The 15,399-nt window shown below is 65.0% G+C and carries 18 protein-coding genes, 2 tRNA genes and 1 pseudogene; 14 read left to right on the top strand and 7 right to left on the bottom strand.

Features of this window, described 5'->3' with window-relative positions; genetic code table 11:
• Positions 1–362: 362 nt before the first annotated feature.
• Complete coding sequence (locus AB0I21_RS42555; protein WP_360569348.1) at positions 363–2,102, bottom strand: hypothetical protein; 1,740 nt, start codon at positions 2,100–2,102, stop codon at positions 363–365.
• Positions 2,103–2,545: 443 nt separating this feature from the next.
• Here AB0I21_RS42555 and AB0I21_RS42550 point away from each other — a divergent pair, with 443 nt between their 5' ends.
• Positions 2,546–3,454 (top strand): hypothetical protein, encoded by a 909-nt coding sequence (locus AB0I21_RS42550; protein WP_360569347.1) that lies wholly within the window; start codon positions 2,546–2,548, stop codon positions 3,452–3,454.
• A 30-nt stretch (positions 3,455–3,484) separates the two neighbouring features.
• Complete coding sequence (locus tag AB0I21_RS42545; RefSeq protein ID WP_360569346.1) at positions 3,485–4,393, top strand: hypothetical protein; 909 nt, start codon at positions 3,485–3,487, stop codon at positions 4,391–4,393.
• 45 nt (positions 4,394–4,438) lie between these two features.
• On the opposite strand, the gene AB0I21_RS42540 is transcribed toward AB0I21_RS42545, so the two are convergent.
• The 3 genes and pseudogenes from AB0I21_RS42540 to AB0I21_RS42530 all read right to left on the bottom strand — a co-directional run.
• Positions 4,439–5,122 carry a YdcF family protein gene (locus AB0I21_RS42540; protein WP_360569345.1) on the bottom strand — a complete coding sequence of 228 codons (684 nt, stop codon included), beginning with the start codon at positions 5,120–5,122 and terminating at the stop codon, positions 4,439–4,441.
• A 33-nt stretch (positions 5,123–5,155) separates the two neighbouring features.
• A complete protein-coding gene (locus AB0I21_RS42535) occupies positions 5,156–5,422 on the bottom strand; it encodes a hypothetical protein (protein WP_360569344.1) in 267 nt (88 codons plus the stop codon).
• 814 nt (positions 5,423–6,236) lie between these two features.
• A pseudogene (locus AB0I21_RS42530) lies at positions 6,237–6,314 on the bottom strand (hypothetical protein); the annotation flags it as partial.
• Positions 6,315–6,695: 381 nt separating this feature from the next.
• On the opposite strand from AB0I21_RS42530, the gene AB0I21_RS42525 reads away from it, so the two are divergent.
• The 12 genes from AB0I21_RS42525 to AB0I21_RS42470 all read left to right on the top strand — a co-directional run bounded on the left by AB0I21_RS42525 (position 6,696) and on the right by AB0I21_RS42470 (position 15,038).
• Positions 6,696–7,016, top strand: coding sequence for a hypothetical protein (locus tag AB0I21_RS42525; protein ID WP_360569343.1), 321 nt, complete (start codon positions 6,696–6,698; stop codon positions 7,014–7,016).
• Positions 7,007–7,237, top strand: a complete 231-nt coding sequence (locus tag AB0I21_RS42520; RefSeq protein WP_360569342.1) for a DUF397 domain-containing protein — start codon at positions 7,007–7,009, stop codon at positions 7,235–7,237. Before AB0I21_RS42525 ends, AB0I21_RS42520 begins: the two co-directional genes overlap by 10 nt.
• A gap of 110 nt (positions 7,238–7,347) precedes the next feature.
• The gene (locus AB0I21_RS42515) at positions 7,348–7,728 is read left to right on the top strand and encodes a hypothetical protein (protein WP_360569341.1); all 381 of its coding nucleotides are present in this window, start codon (positions 7,348–7,350) and stop codon (positions 7,726–7,728) included.
• 101 nt (positions 7,729–7,829) lie between these two features.
• Complete coding sequence (locus tag AB0I21_RS42510) at positions 7,830–8,597, top strand: GntR family transcriptional regulator (RefSeq protein ID WP_360569340.1); 768 nt, start codon at positions 7,830–7,832, stop codon at positions 8,595–8,597.
• A 130-nt stretch (positions 8,598–8,727) separates the two neighbouring features.
• On the top strand, positions 8,728–9,117 hold the full coding sequence (locus AB0I21_RS42505) for a transcriptional regulator (RefSeq protein ID WP_360569354.1): 390 nt from the start codon (positions 8,728–8,730) through the stop codon (positions 9,115–9,117).
• A gap of 301 nt (positions 9,118–9,418) precedes the next feature.
• Positions 9,419–11,014: an FtsK/SpoIIIE domain-containing protein gene (locus AB0I21_RS42500; protein ID WP_360569339.1), complete on the top strand. Its 1,596-nt coding sequence runs from the start codon at positions 9,419–9,421 to the stop codon at positions 11,012–11,014.
• Positions 11,011–11,253: a spread protein gene (locus AB0I21_RS42495; protein WP_360569338.1), complete on the top strand. Its 243-nt coding sequence runs from the start codon at positions 11,011–11,013 to the stop codon at positions 11,251–11,253. The genes AB0I21_RS42500 and AB0I21_RS42495 overlap by 4 nt, the downstream gene beginning before the upstream one ends.
• 17 nt (positions 11,254–11,270) lie before the next feature.
• Positions 11,271–11,429: a hypothetical protein gene (locus AB0I21_RS42490; protein WP_360569337.1), complete on the top strand. Its 159-nt coding sequence runs from the start codon at positions 11,271–11,273 to the stop codon at positions 11,427–11,429.
• Positions 11,429–11,953, top strand: coding sequence for a DUF2637 domain-containing protein (locus tag AB0I21_RS42485; RefSeq protein WP_360569336.1), 525 nt, complete (start codon positions 11,429–11,431; stop codon positions 11,951–11,953). The genes AB0I21_RS42490 and AB0I21_RS42485 overlap by 1 nt, the downstream gene beginning before the upstream one ends.
• Before the next feature lie 98 nt (positions 11,954–12,051).
• Positions 12,052–13,644 (top strand): replication initiator, encoded by a 1,593-nt coding sequence (locus AB0I21_RS42480; protein WP_360569353.1) that lies wholly within the window; start codon positions 12,052–12,054, stop codon positions 13,642–13,644.
• Positions 13,645–13,818 (top strand): helix-turn-helix domain-containing protein, encoded by a 174-nt coding sequence (locus AB0I21_RS42475; protein WP_360569335.1) that lies wholly within the window; start codon positions 13,645–13,647, stop codon positions 13,816–13,818.
• A gap of 2 nt (positions 13,819–13,820) precedes the next feature.
• Positions 13,821–15,038: a site-specific integrase gene (locus AB0I21_RS42470; RefSeq protein ID WP_360569334.1), complete on the top strand. Its 1,218-nt coding sequence runs from the start codon at positions 13,821–13,823 to the stop codon at positions 15,036–15,038.
• Positions 15,039–15,079: 41 nt separating this feature from the next.
• On the opposite strand, the gene AB0I21_RS42465 is transcribed toward AB0I21_RS42470, so the two are convergent.
• The 3 genes from AB0I21_RS42465 to AB0I21_RS42455 all read right to left on the bottom strand — a co-directional run bounded on the left by AB0I21_RS42465 (position 15,080) and on the right by AB0I21_RS42455 (position 15,381).
• Positions 15,080–15,152, bottom strand: a tRNA-Ala gene (locus tag AB0I21_RS42465).
• Positions 15,153–15,177: 25 nt separating this feature from the next.
• Positions 15,178–15,306: a DLW-39 family protein gene (locus tag AB0I21_RS42460; protein WP_344508479.1), complete on the bottom strand. Its 129-nt coding sequence runs from the start codon at positions 15,304–15,306 to the stop codon at positions 15,178–15,180.
• A 1-nt stretch (position 15,307) separates the two neighbouring features.
• Positions 15,308–15,381, bottom strand: a tRNA-Ile gene (locus AB0I21_RS42455).
• Positions 15,382–15,399: the final 18 nt, after the last annotated feature.

Here is a 15,399-nt window from a genome sequence, read left to right as displayed (position 1 = left end):
GAGCGGGCTTCCGGCGCCGGCCCGCAGGGCCGGGCGCCGCTTGCCCGCCGAGCCGGGTAACCACGTCCGGGCCTGCGCCGAAGGCGCCTTGATCTAGTAAAGCTAAATTCGGCAACGCCGCAGACACGACGACTGTCATGTCCCGGCTGACGCTTGACACTCGCGTCCCACCTCATGCTCGACGTGCCCACCGGGATGGAGGCGTGGAGCCGCTAACAGTCGGTGACGAGGACGCGCCCGGATCGCGACAGATGACGCCGAGGTGCCTTGCAGACACAACACCAGGATCCAGTCGAGTAGGAGTGTTACTGGAAGCAGGCGAGCACTACATCGGCGCGTGCGTGTACCGTGCCGTTTCGCTCCTAGCGAGTGCTGTCATTGCCTTCACCAAACGTGACGGCTTTCCGCCCGTCGTCAAAGTCCACGCCCTTCTCGCGGAAGACATCCAATGGCCGATGACCTTCCTCCAACATGCCGTGTACCATCATTCCCGCCGCATCCACGCTCCGAAATTCATTCTGCGGAAATTCCATAAGGTGCTTGATGGCAATACCCTCGTACGAGACGTCCAAATCTCCAACTCGGACACTGTCCATTGCTGGTTCGAAGCAGCTGTCGGCCCAGTTGGGGAACTCTCTAAGCGCAGTAAGCACGTAGAGTATGTCACCATCACATCGCCTCAGAATCCGCTCCAGCGTTCGATAGTCGATGATTGTTCCTCGGTCAGCAAAGAACGCACCTGCGTTGTCCGATGTGGCCACTACAGTCCACGTCAGCACGGCGAACTCGTCAAAGTCCGGTATTCCGGCCTGAGGTAGTTGATTGCATAGAAACTCGACGCCTTCATCTGATCCGAGAAACGCGCTTATGCGTTCAAGCTGCCCGAATGACTTGGCAATGCTGTCAGGCTCCAGAACCCTAAGCTGATCTTTCGCCCAGCTAGGCGGTATTGGGGCTTTCACCTCACAAGCAAGAACTGCATAACCGAGCGTTCGCTCTTCCGAGATGACCAACAAGTCGATATCTGGCAGCTCCGTGCTATAGGTTGCTAGGGGGACATTCGTGCGTACCCGAAATCCAGCGCGCTCGAAGCTGCCAGCTAGGCGCCGCACAAGGGACTCCCCAATCTGGCCACTAAAACTTCGCAAGAACAGTTGCGGATTGCGTAGAGCCACAATCCTCAGGAAGCTAATGTAGCCTTCCCATAGGGCGAAGTGGTGCGGCAGCATGAGGATCTCATCGGTCTCGGGAAGATGATACAAGGAGAAGTAGACCGGATTGAGACGCTTGTGGCGCGCCGCCGCGCCGTATGCGATGTCGGCCACTACTTGTCTGGCAGTAGACGCAGGAACATTTGGCACCGACGCTTCGATGTCACTCGCGAGTACATTTAGCGGCATCGACAATGTGCCTCGCGCACCATTCGCGTCTGAATGGTAACGATGATAGAGCGCCTTTGCGAGTAGCGCTCTATATACCGCGACAAAATCTTGATAAGAGTACTCACCGGCCGTCACCGTCGAGTCGGAGATAAGATCAAAATACAGCTCGACCTTCTGCTGCACCTCAGCTTCGATGAGTTTTGCCGCTTCAAGCACCTTTTGCGTCAACTCGAACTCAGGTTGCCCGTGCAGAAGTTCCTTAATTTTTTTCGCGCGACTCTTGTCGGAAAACGCCTCGATCGAGTCGACGAACCAGCTGTTGTAGGAAATGAAGAACTGTCGAGGAAGCGACGCGTCCGCGAAACGGATCTCGATATGACCTGCGTCGAAAGTCCACGACACGGTACCCGGAGCGTTGTAGGTGTAGTAAAGCAGGTCGCGCAATTGATGGTATCGCCCGGCGAACTCCAGGTCGGACACCAGCGTGGCCACGTCAATTTCGGCCCCTGGTGACCTGCCGATCAGTGTTGGAGCGAGGATCTGGAGGCCATGCGAGAGGTGCGCACCGAGCTCGGGGCGCTCAGCGCTCGCATGCTCGACGATGCCGGCGGCGATACGCAGGGCTTCTGTCCCGCCGGACTGCATTGTTGGCCGTGCGGCCAGAGCTTCGTCCAACTGACGCTCGAAGTCTCGGACCTGGGGATCGAGCGAGCCAGTCAAGGTTCTCTCCTTGGGCGCAGCATCCTAGAGACCAAAGCTGAGCAAACTCTGGTCGTAGTGGATGACAGGCTATGGCAACCCATTGTAACTGTGAAGCGAATTCCGATAGCCAGTCCGTCCATTGTGGACCGTAATGAGGGCAACGATGCGCTGCTTGTGCCGGTGGATAGGCTGAGCGCCAGACAATCGCCTGACTCAGGATCGGACCGGTGTCCTCGATTCGGCATGTGCGTGCGCCACCACGGACGCACACGCATCACCGAACGTAACCAGGATGACCGAACAGCCGAGGCCGACTGTCGCGGAGGTGCTGGGACAGATGCGTCGAGCATGTGGTGGGACTAGACACACAGACACGACGACGACATGTATGTGCTGTCGACGCTTCACCGGTCGGACGTTGTACCGTACTCAGGGCCACATGAGAGGGCGGTAGTAGTGCCATGGGCGTAAAATCCATGACAGGTATGCCCGAACGCGTACTTGAGTGGGTATATGAGCAGGCGCAAGGCAGGCCGTCTGTGCCCGTCGGCTGCGCCGCATTCGCGAGCGCGAGCGGAGTCACTGAAGATACCATTCGTGACATACTCAAACGGCTAGAGCGCCAAGGCCACATCGACGATTGGTCGGATTTTGACGAGTCGTGTGCAGTCTTAACGGTCACCGGCATCGAGCTTGTTGAAGAAAGCAAGGCAAAGCGATCCAACCCTCGACTTCGATCCGCTGCCGCACGCAACGGCCTGATACTTTGGCTTTACGAACAAACCCACAGCGGTATTCATTATCCCGAGACGGATCTATTCCTAGAGAGCACTTACTCGTTTTTCGAAAACGATCACCTAACAAGGGACGAAGTATATGCTGCGATGACCCACCTAAAATCTCGCGAACTAGTCACCACCGTTGACAGTGCCGAGTTCGTAGGAATCGGCGCCGAATTGACGGCTGACGGAATTGACTGCGCCGAACAATACGACGGAAACGTCGCGAGATTCCTAAGCTCACGGTCGGTACAGCATACGAGTATTGGGACCATTCAAAACAACGGCGCAATGGTCGTCTCCGGAAGCAACTTCGTGCAGGGTGCGCCTGGAGGTGCCCAACTCGATTCTGTCGCCAGGCTCGCCCAAGTCCTGATCGCCGAACTGCCAAGTCTCGGCATTTCACAGTCCCATACGCCAGCCGCGAAGCGAATTCTTCGAGAGATCACGTCTGAGCTAGCGAAGCCAACAGGCGATCCCAACATGATAGAACAGCGCGTTAGCGAGTTGGCAGAAATAATTGCAAACGGCGGGCCTTCTGCCATCACTGCCCTACTATTCGCTACATCGCGGCATATTCGGCCGATGTAGAGAACTCTGACCTCCTGCAAAGGAAGCTACGTGACCGGCTTCGAAGCCCTGCAACGCCAAGCTTTGGACTGGATCTACACAAAGTCGCAAGGCAGGTCGGACGTCTCCGTAGGCTTAACTGAGTTCATGACGGAGACAGGGACCGACCTCGGAACCGCTATGGGGATAGTCAGCTACTGCGCATCGCAGGGTTTAATTCAGAACGTTTCCGGGATGGGAAACCCTGCTGCACGCTTGACTGGTCATGGCATTCGTGAGGTCCAGCAGCGACGTGCCCGAGCTTCTGACCCCGTCCTCCGCGTGAGAGCCGCCCGCAACGCCCTGCTCCGCTGGCTCTACGAACAGCATTTGACGAGCGTTAATATGGCTTTTGTCAGCAAGTTCACCGAGTCGGCATACGCACAGCATGAGGGCTCCCCCTTCACGCTGGCCGAAATTGGTCGAGCGGCGGCCTATCTAGTCGAAAAGGATCTCATTAAGGGCGTGTCAGCATATGGCGCCACTGGGCCGATCCGCGCTAATATCACACCACTTGGCATGGATTGCATTGAGAACGGAGAGAATGTGTCTGATTTTGTCGGCAACAGAGGTGGATCGAATCCGACCTTCAATGTCAGTGTTGGAACGATCAATAGCAGCGGGGCCCTCGTGATGAGCGGAACCAACTTTACGCAGCAGGTTACAGTCGGAACAGATCCCGCTGCGCTTGCCAACTTCGCTCGAACCCTGCTTGAAAACATCGATAGGATCCCACTATCAAATGAAACCGCTGGCGAGGCCCGTTCGGCTCTACAGGAAGCTTCGAGCCCTGACGCAACTCCAGAACAGGTCAGCGGAGCGTTTCAACGCTTTGTCGGATACCTCGCAGACGCCGGAAAGCCGGTTGTGACCGCCGCCTTCATGTTGATCGCACAACACTACGGCTTGCCTTCCGCGTAAATTCTACCGGGTCACCATTTTGTCAGGCGCCAGTCAATTTCGAGCCTAACCGTCTTCTAGCAAGCGACTAGTGTAGCCAGCGTCGATGAGTCGCTGGTATGCACGCTGTACGGCAGGCGGGATCTCTTGAGCGATTGCGAAACCCCGATTGGCGTACACTTCGATTCGCTGCGTGTCGCCCACCAGCATATTGATAACTTTCGCAACATCCCCGATACTCTCAACGTAGTCGTCGAATGGCAAAGGATTCGAGGCGCACAAAACGTCTAAGTCCTCCCAAACCTTCTTGGCCGTTGCAAATGCTCGGCGTTGTTGGTATGGGCGGGACATAACGATGGCGGAGCTAGGAATGTTGCTACTGTTGAACAGGGCACGCGTCATCTGGAAGTTCATTTGAGTGTTGGTTGCCACCGGCTCAACCAAAATCGCATCAGACGGAACGCCGTGCGCGATTGCGTACTCGCGGTAGTGCACGGCTTCACCGCGGGGGAAGCGTTCGATCGTGGTGGGGGCGTTGGCGCCGGTGAAGACGATGCGGGGGAAGTATCCGCGGTGGTAGAGGTCGGTGGCGATGACGGCGACGCCTAGGTCGTGGCTGCCGAGGCCGATGCCGATGTCGCAGGGGCGTAGTTCGTGGTGCATGTTGTGGTAGTCCCACAGGGTTTCGACGTCGGCGCGGTGTTCGGCGGGGATGGTGGTCGCCGGGGTGCTCTGGTCGGCATGCGTCACGCCAACACAGTAGGCGGCTCCAGGCGGGCGCGCTCAGTCCATGACGTCGAGCCGGCGGGCGAGGTCGACCAGCACCGTTGAGGGCTTCGAGCGCTGGTGACGGATCCAGGAGAGGACCAGCTGGCGGCTCAGCACGTGGTAGCGGACCTGTTCCGGGGCCATCTTCTCGGCGGCGAGCACGGTGTCGAGTGCCTCGTCGGCGCGGTTCCAGGCGCTGAGGGCGCGGGCCACTTCGAGTGAGTGGCGTACGCGGCGCTCCATCGGCAGGCCGGACGTGTCGACGCGCGGACCGAGGTCCACGGCAACCTGGATGTCGCCGAGCTCGGCGGCGGTGGCAACGCGATGGATGGCGACGTTGGTCGGGCCGAACGCTGTCCACAGGTGGTTCCGCGTCGTGGCCGAGACGCTGCGCGGCCTCGTCGGCGGCTGCCAGGAAGGTCCGGGTAGTGATGGCGTCGTTGGCGCGGGCGGCCGCGATCGAGCCAGCGAGGAACAGCGTCCCGTACACGGACAACAGTTCTGGCGTGGCCTTAGAGAGGTGCGGCTCCAGGTAGTTCGCCGCGTCGTTGGTGAGCTGTACTGCCTCGCGGTAGCGGCCCGTCGCCTGGAGCGCGTGTGCAACCGAGCGAAGCAACGTCCCGGTCAGCACCAAATCGCCAGCGGCTCGGGCCGCGCCGAGGCCCCGGTCAGCAGCGATCCAGGAGAGGTCCGCTTCGCCGATCTTCGTCAGCTGCACAGCGGCGAGCTGGTACGCGAGGCCGAGCACCCGCCGCGCGTCGTCGAGCGCGTCACCGGACATCGCACTCACCGCAGCCTCGGCGTGCGCGATGAGGCTCGGAAGGCGACCGGTCACGTACCCGAACCGCGCGTCCTGGTACGCGTCCCAGAGCGTCTTCAACTCCAGCTGCAACACGTCGATCGCCGGCGGCTCAACAGTGGAGCCCGCACCGAACGGCGTTACCTTCCGGTAGTCCATCAGCGCTGCGCGCAGGGCGGGGACGGTGCGCATGCCGCTGTCGCTGGTCCACGAGACGAGGGATGGTTCGGCGACCAGGTCGGCGAGGGCGACGTCGAGCACGTCGGCGAGGGACTTGATGACGGAGAGCCGGTCCAACTGGATGCGGTTGTTCTCGACCTTGCTCAGCCAGTCCTCGGTGCGGTCGACCAGACCGGCGAGGACCTCTTGCGACATGCCGCGCCGGCGGCGGTACCAGGCGACCCGCTCGCCGATGGTCAAGGTGTTCGTCATCCCACGCATGCGGTAAGCGTCGCACCACCCTCCGAGTTGACCCCGGAACAATTTTCCGGGGTGAAGGGCATGGATGGGTAGACGCTTCATCTATGTTTCGGGCGGTCTTGGTCCAGGGTGCCAACGGCGGTGGCGTGTGACGGTCTACCGCGAAACTTCGAAGTGCCGCTCGTGTGAAGGACGCGGTGTGAAGCTGGTGAGCCGACGGGGGTCACTGGCTGCGGCTGAAGACGTCGTGGTGTACGCGGTCCGGCCGTGCATCGACTGCGGCGGCCCGCCGGCTCTGGACAAGAACAGCCTTGGCCAGGAGACGGAGGCGACCCAATGAGAGCCACAACGTTCCGCGTGGCGGAGGTGCCCCTCGCACCGCAACCCGACCTCGACCTCGATGTCCGGACGCTGCGGTCGTGGGGTGCGGTCGACGAGGACGGCGACCCGGTCCTCGTGCTCAAAGACGACGACGCGACCGTGGTCATCGACTTCGGGCTCGGCGGCGCATGGGACAGCGCGATCCGGGCAGCAGAGCGGCTCAGCGACGAGGCACTCGCGTACGCGACGAAGCTGCGCGCGCTGATGGCCGCCCAACAGACGCCGCCAGCCAACAAGGAGCCGGCGGAGAACAACAAGGAGGAACCATGCAGCTGACCAAGGACGGCGTGACCGTCGACCTGACCGGCGCGACCTGGGTCAAGAGCAGCAAGAGCGGTCCGTACTCCGACAACTGCATCGAGGTGACCGGCCTCGACGGGCCGCTCATCGCGGTGCGGGACTCGAAGAACCCCAACGGCGCGGTGCTCGCGTTCACGCCGGACGAGTGGGACGCGTTCGTCGACGGCGCCCGCGGCGGCGAGTTCGATCGGGCCTGACAACAAGCGATGGACGTGGGGCGGCCCCTCGATGCTGCTATCACCGAGGGACCGCCACCCATCGTGGCACTTCCGGGTGACGCCCGGAACACGTGGAAGGGCGGCGCAGCATGATCGTGCAAGACGACCTTCGCGGTGACGCGCTCCGGTTGGAGATCGCCATCGCGCTTCTCCCCCTCGTCGGCCGTGTCGCGCACGTCGACGACGACAGGACGGTTGGTGTCCAGGGCAACCGGCTGACCGACCAGGACGACCGGCGGCTCGTGATCGACGACGCTGCCCGGCGCTGGGAGGCGCTCAACTCCGGACAGCAGCGCTGGTACGGCGACAGCCTGCGCGGGGCGCTGTACGAGTACACGTGCGAGTACGTCGCAGCGGTCGAAGCCGGCGTGCCGGGAGTCGATGACGTGGATTCGCGCAGCTACGAAAGCGCGATGGAAGCGGTGTGGCGTCGGCACATCGACGCTCTCCGCGCGGCCGTCGCGGACTGACGAACAAGGCCTCGGCATCGTCTGGTGCCGGGGCTTCGCCGTGCCGTACTAGTCCCATCCTTCCGAAGGATCGACAGCACGACACTCTCACAGTTAAGGTCTTGACAAGCTATGTTGTCGTCTTCGAATGGCGGGTCTCCGTGCCGATCGAGTACAGACCTCCCAAGTACATAACCATCGTCAACGCGTTGCAGGCCCGCATCGAGGACGGCACGTACGCGTCCGGTGAGATGCTGCCCAGCGAGACGGCGCTCATGGGTGAGTTCGACACGTCGCGGCCCACCGTCGTGCGCTCGTTGGAGATCCTGCGGCAGGCCGGCTGGATCGACACGCAGCAGGGCAAGGGCCGATTCGTGCGGTCCAAGCCTGCCGAACCGAGGTCGCTGCCGGCACATGCGGCATCCCTGCTCGCCAGTGAGGTGGAGGGCCGGCTCAGGGTTCTCGACGTCGGCGAACTTCCTGCCCCCGCCCGCGCCTCATCCGCGCTCGACCTCGACGAGGGCGACCTAGTAGTGGTCCGTCGCCGACTGGTCAGCGTCGACGGGCTGGGGCCGGTGGAGCTGGGCACGGTGTACGTGCCGCTCGACCTCGCCAAGGGCACTGGCATCGGCTCCACCACGCCGCTCGCCGAAGGCGTCCTCCAGCACCTGGCAGTCCGCAAGGGCATGCACTTCGACCACATCACGGAGCGCATCTCGGCTCGCCCGGCCACGGACGAGGAAGCCGACCTCCTCGACGTCGACCCTGACGGTTGGCTGCTCACGGCGTTGTTCGCCGTGTACGCCCGGGGCGGCCGGCCTGCCTTCGCGCTGGACATCGCGGTGCCGCCATCCCGGCACGAGTTCGAGGACTCGTTCTCGATTGCTTAGGTCGATGGCTCGCATTACTCGAATGTGAGCCATCGACCGAATTTCTCAGTCCTAACACTTAACAAGCTAGGTTTCATCGCTACACTCGAGTCACACATAACAAGTTAAGCGGTTGTCAGAGAGGAACTCCGTGGCGCTCAAGGGTGGTAGCCGGTTCTCGATCCGGTTCGAGGACGTTTTCCCTGCTGGATGCGTGCTTGTGCCGGACTCGATCGTGGAGGCGCAGGACTACAACGAGGTGACGAAGGCCCGCACGCCCGCGCTGGACAAGCTGACCGGCGCGCGGGTATGGACGGTCCGGGTCGTGGACATGGACCCCGACCTTGCGGGCCGGTCGCGGGAGGTGGCGGTGAAGATCTCCGCCGCGGTGCAGCCGGTCCCGGACAACGGGGCGCCGTTCGCGCCGGTGGAGTTCGAGGGGATGACGGTCACCCCGTACGTCGGTCCGACCGGGCGGCTCGCGTACTCGTACCGCGCGACGGGCTTCCGCTCGTCGGCTCAGGCGCGGAAGGCCGCCTGACCAGGAAGACAGCGCGGGGCGGTCTGTAAGCCGTAGGAAGCCGGACCGCCCCGCTGCCAACCAAGCCCATTGCTGAGGTGTGGAAGGCGGGTTTCATCATGCCCAGATCGGGTTGGCGTCGCCAACCCTGCCCCGGCCAGACACAGCTGCTCATGCCTGTTGCGCGCGATGCGCGCGGTCGATTCACACGCCTGTTCACCGGCATGCCGTTCCAGCTCCTCGCCTTCCGCCGCGACCACCGCGGTCGGTTCGCGTGCCTGGCGGCGGTCGGTTGAGCAGCGTCTCTGGGGAGGGTCGAACCTTGAAGACAAACGTCCCGCTGGTCAACTTCCGCCGGCTGTCGCTGCCGATGCCGTGGTGGTTGGTCATGTGGTTCGTCGTGCCGTTCCTGCTGTGGCACGTCGCAACGGCCGCGGTCCGGCTGATGCCGGTGCTGTGGCGCAACCGCACATCACTCGTGCTGCTGACCGCGGCGCTGTGGCTCTGGCACGAGCAGGGCTGGGAGATCCTGACGCTGGTTGCCGGGGTCGCCGGCGCCACGGTCGGTGTGTGGTGGTGGCGCTGGCGGCCGTGGTGTGAACGGTTCGTCGTGCTGCCGGTGCTGTCCTGGTGGCAGCGGCTGTTCGTGTACCAGCTGCACTGGCGCGAGGCCATGACCGTCTGCCGCCTCGCGGAACGGTTCGACGGCAAGCTGAACGTGCCGCGGCTGCTGCGCGTGCGCTGCACGTACGCCACGGACGAAGTGGTGCTGCGGATGCCGCGCGGCCAGAACCCGGACGACTATCACGCGGCGGCGGCGAACCTGGCGTACTCGTTCAACGCCCGCATCTGCCGCGTCTACTCCGGCCGGCGCGACAACCCACCGACCCGGCGCGGCCGGTGGTCGTGGCTGCTGCGGTTGGTCGACCAGGTCCGCTACCGGGACCGCCCCCGGCTCGTCTGGCTCGTGTTCGTCCGCCGCGATCCGCTGCGCCGCACCGTCCCGGCGTTCGATGTACCGGAGACCACCGATCTGGAGGCGCTGCCGCTCGGCCTGCGTGAGGACCTCGTCCGGTACGTCCTGCGGCTCCTCGCAACCCACGTCCTGATCGTCGGCGCGACCCGCGCGGGCAAGGGCTCGGTGCAGTGGTCGCTGATCCGGGCGCTCGCCCCGGCGATCCGGTCGGGGTTGGTGCGGCTGTGGGGCATCGACCCCAAGGGCGGCGTGGAGCTGTCCCTCGGCCGGGAGCTGTTCAGCCGGTACGAGTACGCCACCGTTCCGCCGATGGTCGCCATGCTGGAAGAACTGGTCCAGGTGATGCGCGACCGGCAGGCCCGCATGCAGGGCAAGACCCGCGCACACACGCCCACCCTCGACGAACCGCTGTACGTGCTCATGGTCGACGAAATCCTCGCGCTCGTCGCGCTCCTGCAAGACGTCGACCTCCGCACCCGGGCCAAAGCCGCCCTCGCCATGCTGCTCACGCAAGGGGCCGGCCTCGGTGTGCTGGTCATCGGCGCGACCCAGGACCCGCGCAAAGAGGTCGTCGAACTACGCGACTTCTTCCCGACCCGGATCGCGCTGCGGCTCAACGAACCCAACCACGTCGACCTCGTCCTCGGCCAAGGCTCCCGCGCCCGCGGCGCGCTCTGCGACCAGCTGTCGGCGCGGCCGTCCATGCGCGGCATCGGATACGTCGTCCTCGACGACCGGCCCGAACCGGAACGGGTTCGGTTCGCGTACGTCACCGACGACGAGATCCGCGACATGGCCACCACCTACGCCGCACCCGAGGTCGTGAAGCCGAAACCGACGCCGATCCCGCGCCAGGGACGCCACACCAACAAGCAGAAGCGCACCACGGGGCCGCTGCTGCCCGACAGCCTCGCCGGCCTGCTCGACGAGGACCCGGCATGACCGACGACCGCCGGTTCTACCGGCTCCGCGCACCCCACATCACGGCCGGATCATCCGCCGTGACCGTCCGGGTCACCGACGGCGAAGACCTCTACCTCGCCGTGGGTGCGGGCCGCCGGCGGATGTACCTCACCCCCGCCGAGGCCTGGGCGCTCTGGCGGTGCCTGTCCGAAGCGGTCGCCTCCACCGGCAAGCCACCGGACTGGATCCGCGTCCCCATCAACCCCGCACGCCGATAGCGAGAGGACCCGACACCATGCGAACCCGACGTCCTCGCCCCAACCGGCGCGGCTGCCTCGACCTCTCCCACCGCTCGACGCACCTGCCCTGCCCGTACTGCACCGGCGACCAGGCCGACATCGTCAACACCGCCCGGCGGCTCCACACGCGGCTCGCCGCAGAGGACCAGTTCTGATGCGGCACGCCGAAAATGCCGTCCTGGTGCTGATCCTGCTCGTCGTCGCGGCCGTCGCCGGCGCGGCCTCGTTCACCCACGTCCACGACTGGACGATGGCCAACTCACCCGCCGGCACCCCGGGCTGGTTCGGCTGGGCAAACGCCGTCATCTCCGAGCTCGTCCCGATCGCCTGCGCACTCGTCATCCGCCGCCGACGCCGGACCGGTGAGTCGGTGCTGTACCCGTTCACCGTCCTGTTGTCCGCGGTGGCGCTGTCCCTGGCCGCTCAGCTCGCGGTCGCCAAGCCGGGCTTCTCTGGTGGCCTCCTCGCCGCAGTCCCGGCGCTGGCGTTCATGGCGCTCGTGAAGCTGGTGCTCTCGACCAAGCCGGCCACCACCGTCCCGGAGCCGGTCAAGCCGACCGGTCCGACGCCCGTGGAGAGCGTGAGGCCGGTCGAGCACATCCCGCCGGTAAGGCCGGTGGTCGTCCCTGAACCGCTCGCCCGCGTGAACGGCGTCATCCCCTCTGGCGTCGTCAAGTGAAGGAGACCCAGACAACCTTGACCGTCACCACCGAAGCGCTGCCCGGCCTCGAAACAGAGGTCGGGCCGCGCCCCGGCTCCCGCGCTGCCCGCCTGCTGATGCCCCTCGCCGCGGACGTCGTGAAGGAGATGGCCGCCGAGTACGGCGTCTGCCTCCGTCCGGTCGGCCTGCGCCGCACCGACCTCACCACCGGCCAGACGGAGATCATCGACGTCCCGTGCGGCGCCACCCGCGAGGACAAGTGCAGCCCCTGCGCAAAGCGGGCGCGACGCCTGCGCAAGACGCAGATCCGGGAGGGCTGGCATCGCGTCGACGAGCCGGCCCCGGCGCCGAACCCGGTGACGGAGGAGCAGCGGTCGCTGATCAGCCTCCGGGCACACCTCGAGTACTTCCGGGATCAGGCGGTCCGGGAGTCGAAGTGGGACGAGGTCGGCGAGGTCGACGAAGCGATCCGCGAGGTGGAGGAGGCCATCGCAGCGGAAGGCCTCCGCGGCACCGTGGCCCCGTCGCACGACAAGCCCGAGGAACCGAAGCGGCAGCGCTCCACCCGCCGGCGCCAGGACGCTCCCGCGCTGCCGCGTCAGAAGGTCCAGCCGCGCACGGTCGGCCGCGTCTACACCGCGCCGGACGGCACCGAGCACCGGCCGTCGATGTGGCTGACGATGACCCTCGACTCGTACGGTCCCGTACGTGAGGACGGTTCGCCGCTCGACCCGTCTCGCTACGACTACCGGCGCGCGGCCTGGGACGCGATCACGTTCCCGCGGCTGCTGGACCGGTTCTGGCAGAACCTGCGCCGTTGCGTCGGCTGGAACGTCCAGTACGCCGGCTGCGTCGAGCCACAACGTCGCCTCGCCCCACACGCGCACTTCGCCATCCGCGGCACCATCCCGCGCACGGTCCTGCGGGAGGTAGCGGCGGCCACCTACCACCAGGTGTGGTGGCCGCGCGTCGACAAGCCCACGTGCCGTCCGCTCTGGGACGCCGAGGCTGAAGCGTGGTGCGACCCGGACACCGGCGCCCAACTGCCGACGTGGGACGAGGCGCTCGACGCGATCGACGAAGACCCGGACGCCGAACCGGCGCACGTGATCCGGTTCGGCAAGCACGTCGACGCACGTGGAGTCGCGGCCGACAGCAAGGACATCGACCGCACGGTCGGCTACATCACGAAGTACATCACCAAGTCCGCTGCCGACTGCCACACCGTGACCACCGATCGGCAGCGGGCGCATCTCGAACGCCTCTGGCAGGAGCTGCAGGTGACACCGTGCTCGGAGCGCTGCGCGAACTGGCTGCTGTACGGCATCCAGCCGAAGAAGGCGCACGGCAAGCTCCGCCCCGGCAACTGCAAGGGCAAGGTCCACCAACGCGCCACCCTGGGCATCGGCGGCCGGCGCATCCTCGTGTCCCGCGACTGGTCCGGCAAGACCCTCGCCGACCACCGCCACGACGCCCGCGCCTGGGTCAAAGCACTCCTCGGCGTCGCCGACGGCATCGACCAGGTCCCGCCGCCCGACGCGGAACCGGGCACGCCGTCCGCGGTCGCGTGGGAGCTGGCGAAACCCAACGACCCGGACATGCCACCGATGCGACATCGGCTCCTAAGAACGCTCGCGCAACGCATGCAGTGGCGCAACGCCATCAACGCGGCAAGGAACAGAACCAACAACGGGGAGGAACGAGGCTGAATGGGCGACCTGCTCTCGATCGACGAGGTAGCAGAGCTGCTTCGGGTTCCAAAGGGCACGTTGTACCAGTGGCGGCACCGCCGGAAGGGTCCGCCGGCGCGCCGGGTCGGCCGTCACCTGCGCTACGACGAGGCGGCCGTGCAGGCATGGCTCCGCGACGACAAGGCGGCCTGAGGATGACCGTCTACGACCTGTGGTTCTCCAGCGTTCCGGGCGACGACAAGAAGCGCGTCCCCACGAAGCGGCACGGTCGGGGCAAGCGGTGGCGGGTCGCGCTCCCGGACGGCACGACCAAGTCGTTCGAGCGCAAGACCGACGCGGAAGCGTACGACCGCGAACCCCGATCCGAAGCGCCGCAGACTCCAGCGGCCGAGCCGAAGAGCGCCCTGTTCGGCGACTACGCCCCGAGGTGGCGCCTGTCCCGCGAGGCCGGTTGGGTGGTCGAGACCCGGCGACGCGTGGAGTCGAACCTGCGCGTGCATCTGCTCCCGGTGTTCGGCAACTCGCTGATGGGCGACATCACGCTGACCGAGGTGCTCGAATGGCTCGTTCGGCAACTCGCGGAGGGCAAGCCGAAGACCTCCATCAAGCTGTACTTCGAGCTGTTCGACGCCATCCTCGCCGGTGCCAAGGCCGACAAGCTGATCGACGACAACCCGTGTGACGGCGTGCGGCTCTCCCGCGTGCTGTCCGGCATGTCCCGGGCGCCGAAGTGGGTGCCCACCACAGACGAGGTGCTCCGGCTGCTCGACGCGATGCCGAAGAGGTACCAGGCGATCGGCTGGCTTGGCGCCGGCCAAGGTCTACGGCTCGGTGAGGCGCTCGGCATGGAGGACGGCCCGCGCTGTGTCGAACCCGAAGACGACGAGCTGCACGTCGTTCAGCAACTGCGGTACTCGCCGAAGGACTTCGAGACCGGCTTCTACCTGGCCCCGCCGAAGTCCGGTTCGAAAGGCACCGTCGACCTGGAGAGCGTGGTCGCGGACCAGCTGGCCGCGCACGTCAAGGAGTTCGACCCGGTGGGGATCGACCTCGTCGACATCACCGGCGGCGAGCCAACACGAAGGACAGCTCAGCTGCTGTTCACGACGAGGATGGGCAACCCGTTCACCGACCGGACGTGGTCGAGGGAGTGGGGCAAGTGGCGCGCAGAGGCCGGCTGGCCGAACACCACACACGCCGGGTTCCACGCGCTGCGGCACTTCTTCGCGACGGTGCTCATCACCAACGGCGCCGAACCACAGGACGTCCAGCGGGCGATGCGCCACAAGACGCTCGCGATGACCCTGGAGACCTACGTCGGGTACTGGCCGAAGCGGGCAAAGGCCCGCGGCCTTGTCGGTCAAGCCCTGAGAAAGATCCAACCTGAGGCTTACCCAGGACTTACCGGATGATCAAGGCGGCCGAGAAAGGGCAGCTCAAGGCGAGGATTGCGTGGAAGCGAGGGGACTCGAACCCCTAACCCCCGCCTTGCAAAGGCGGTGCTCTGCCAGTTGAGCTACGCCCCCGAGCGAGGAATCCCTCGGTGTTGACCTAGCGCAGGTCAGGTGCGGTGGTGGCCTCGTGCCAGAGCGCGCGCTCCTCGCTTGCGGTCTTCACGCGCTTGGCGACATAGGCAGCGGCACCGACGACTGCGACCACCACGAGCACCTTTTTCCACATGTGGGGCTAGCTGGAATCGAACCAGCGACCTCAGAGTTATCAGCTCTGCGCTCTAACCGACTGAGCTATAGCCCCGTTACACCGATCCCCGCG

It is taken from the genome of Dactylosporangium sp. NPDC050588, assembly GCF_040654975.1.
GTDB classification, from domain to species: domain Bacteria; phylum Actinomycetota; class Actinomycetes; order Mycobacteriales; family Micromonosporaceae; genus Dactylosporangium; species Dactylosporangium maewongense.
This window is presented reverse-complemented; position numbering and strand designations above follow the sequence as displayed.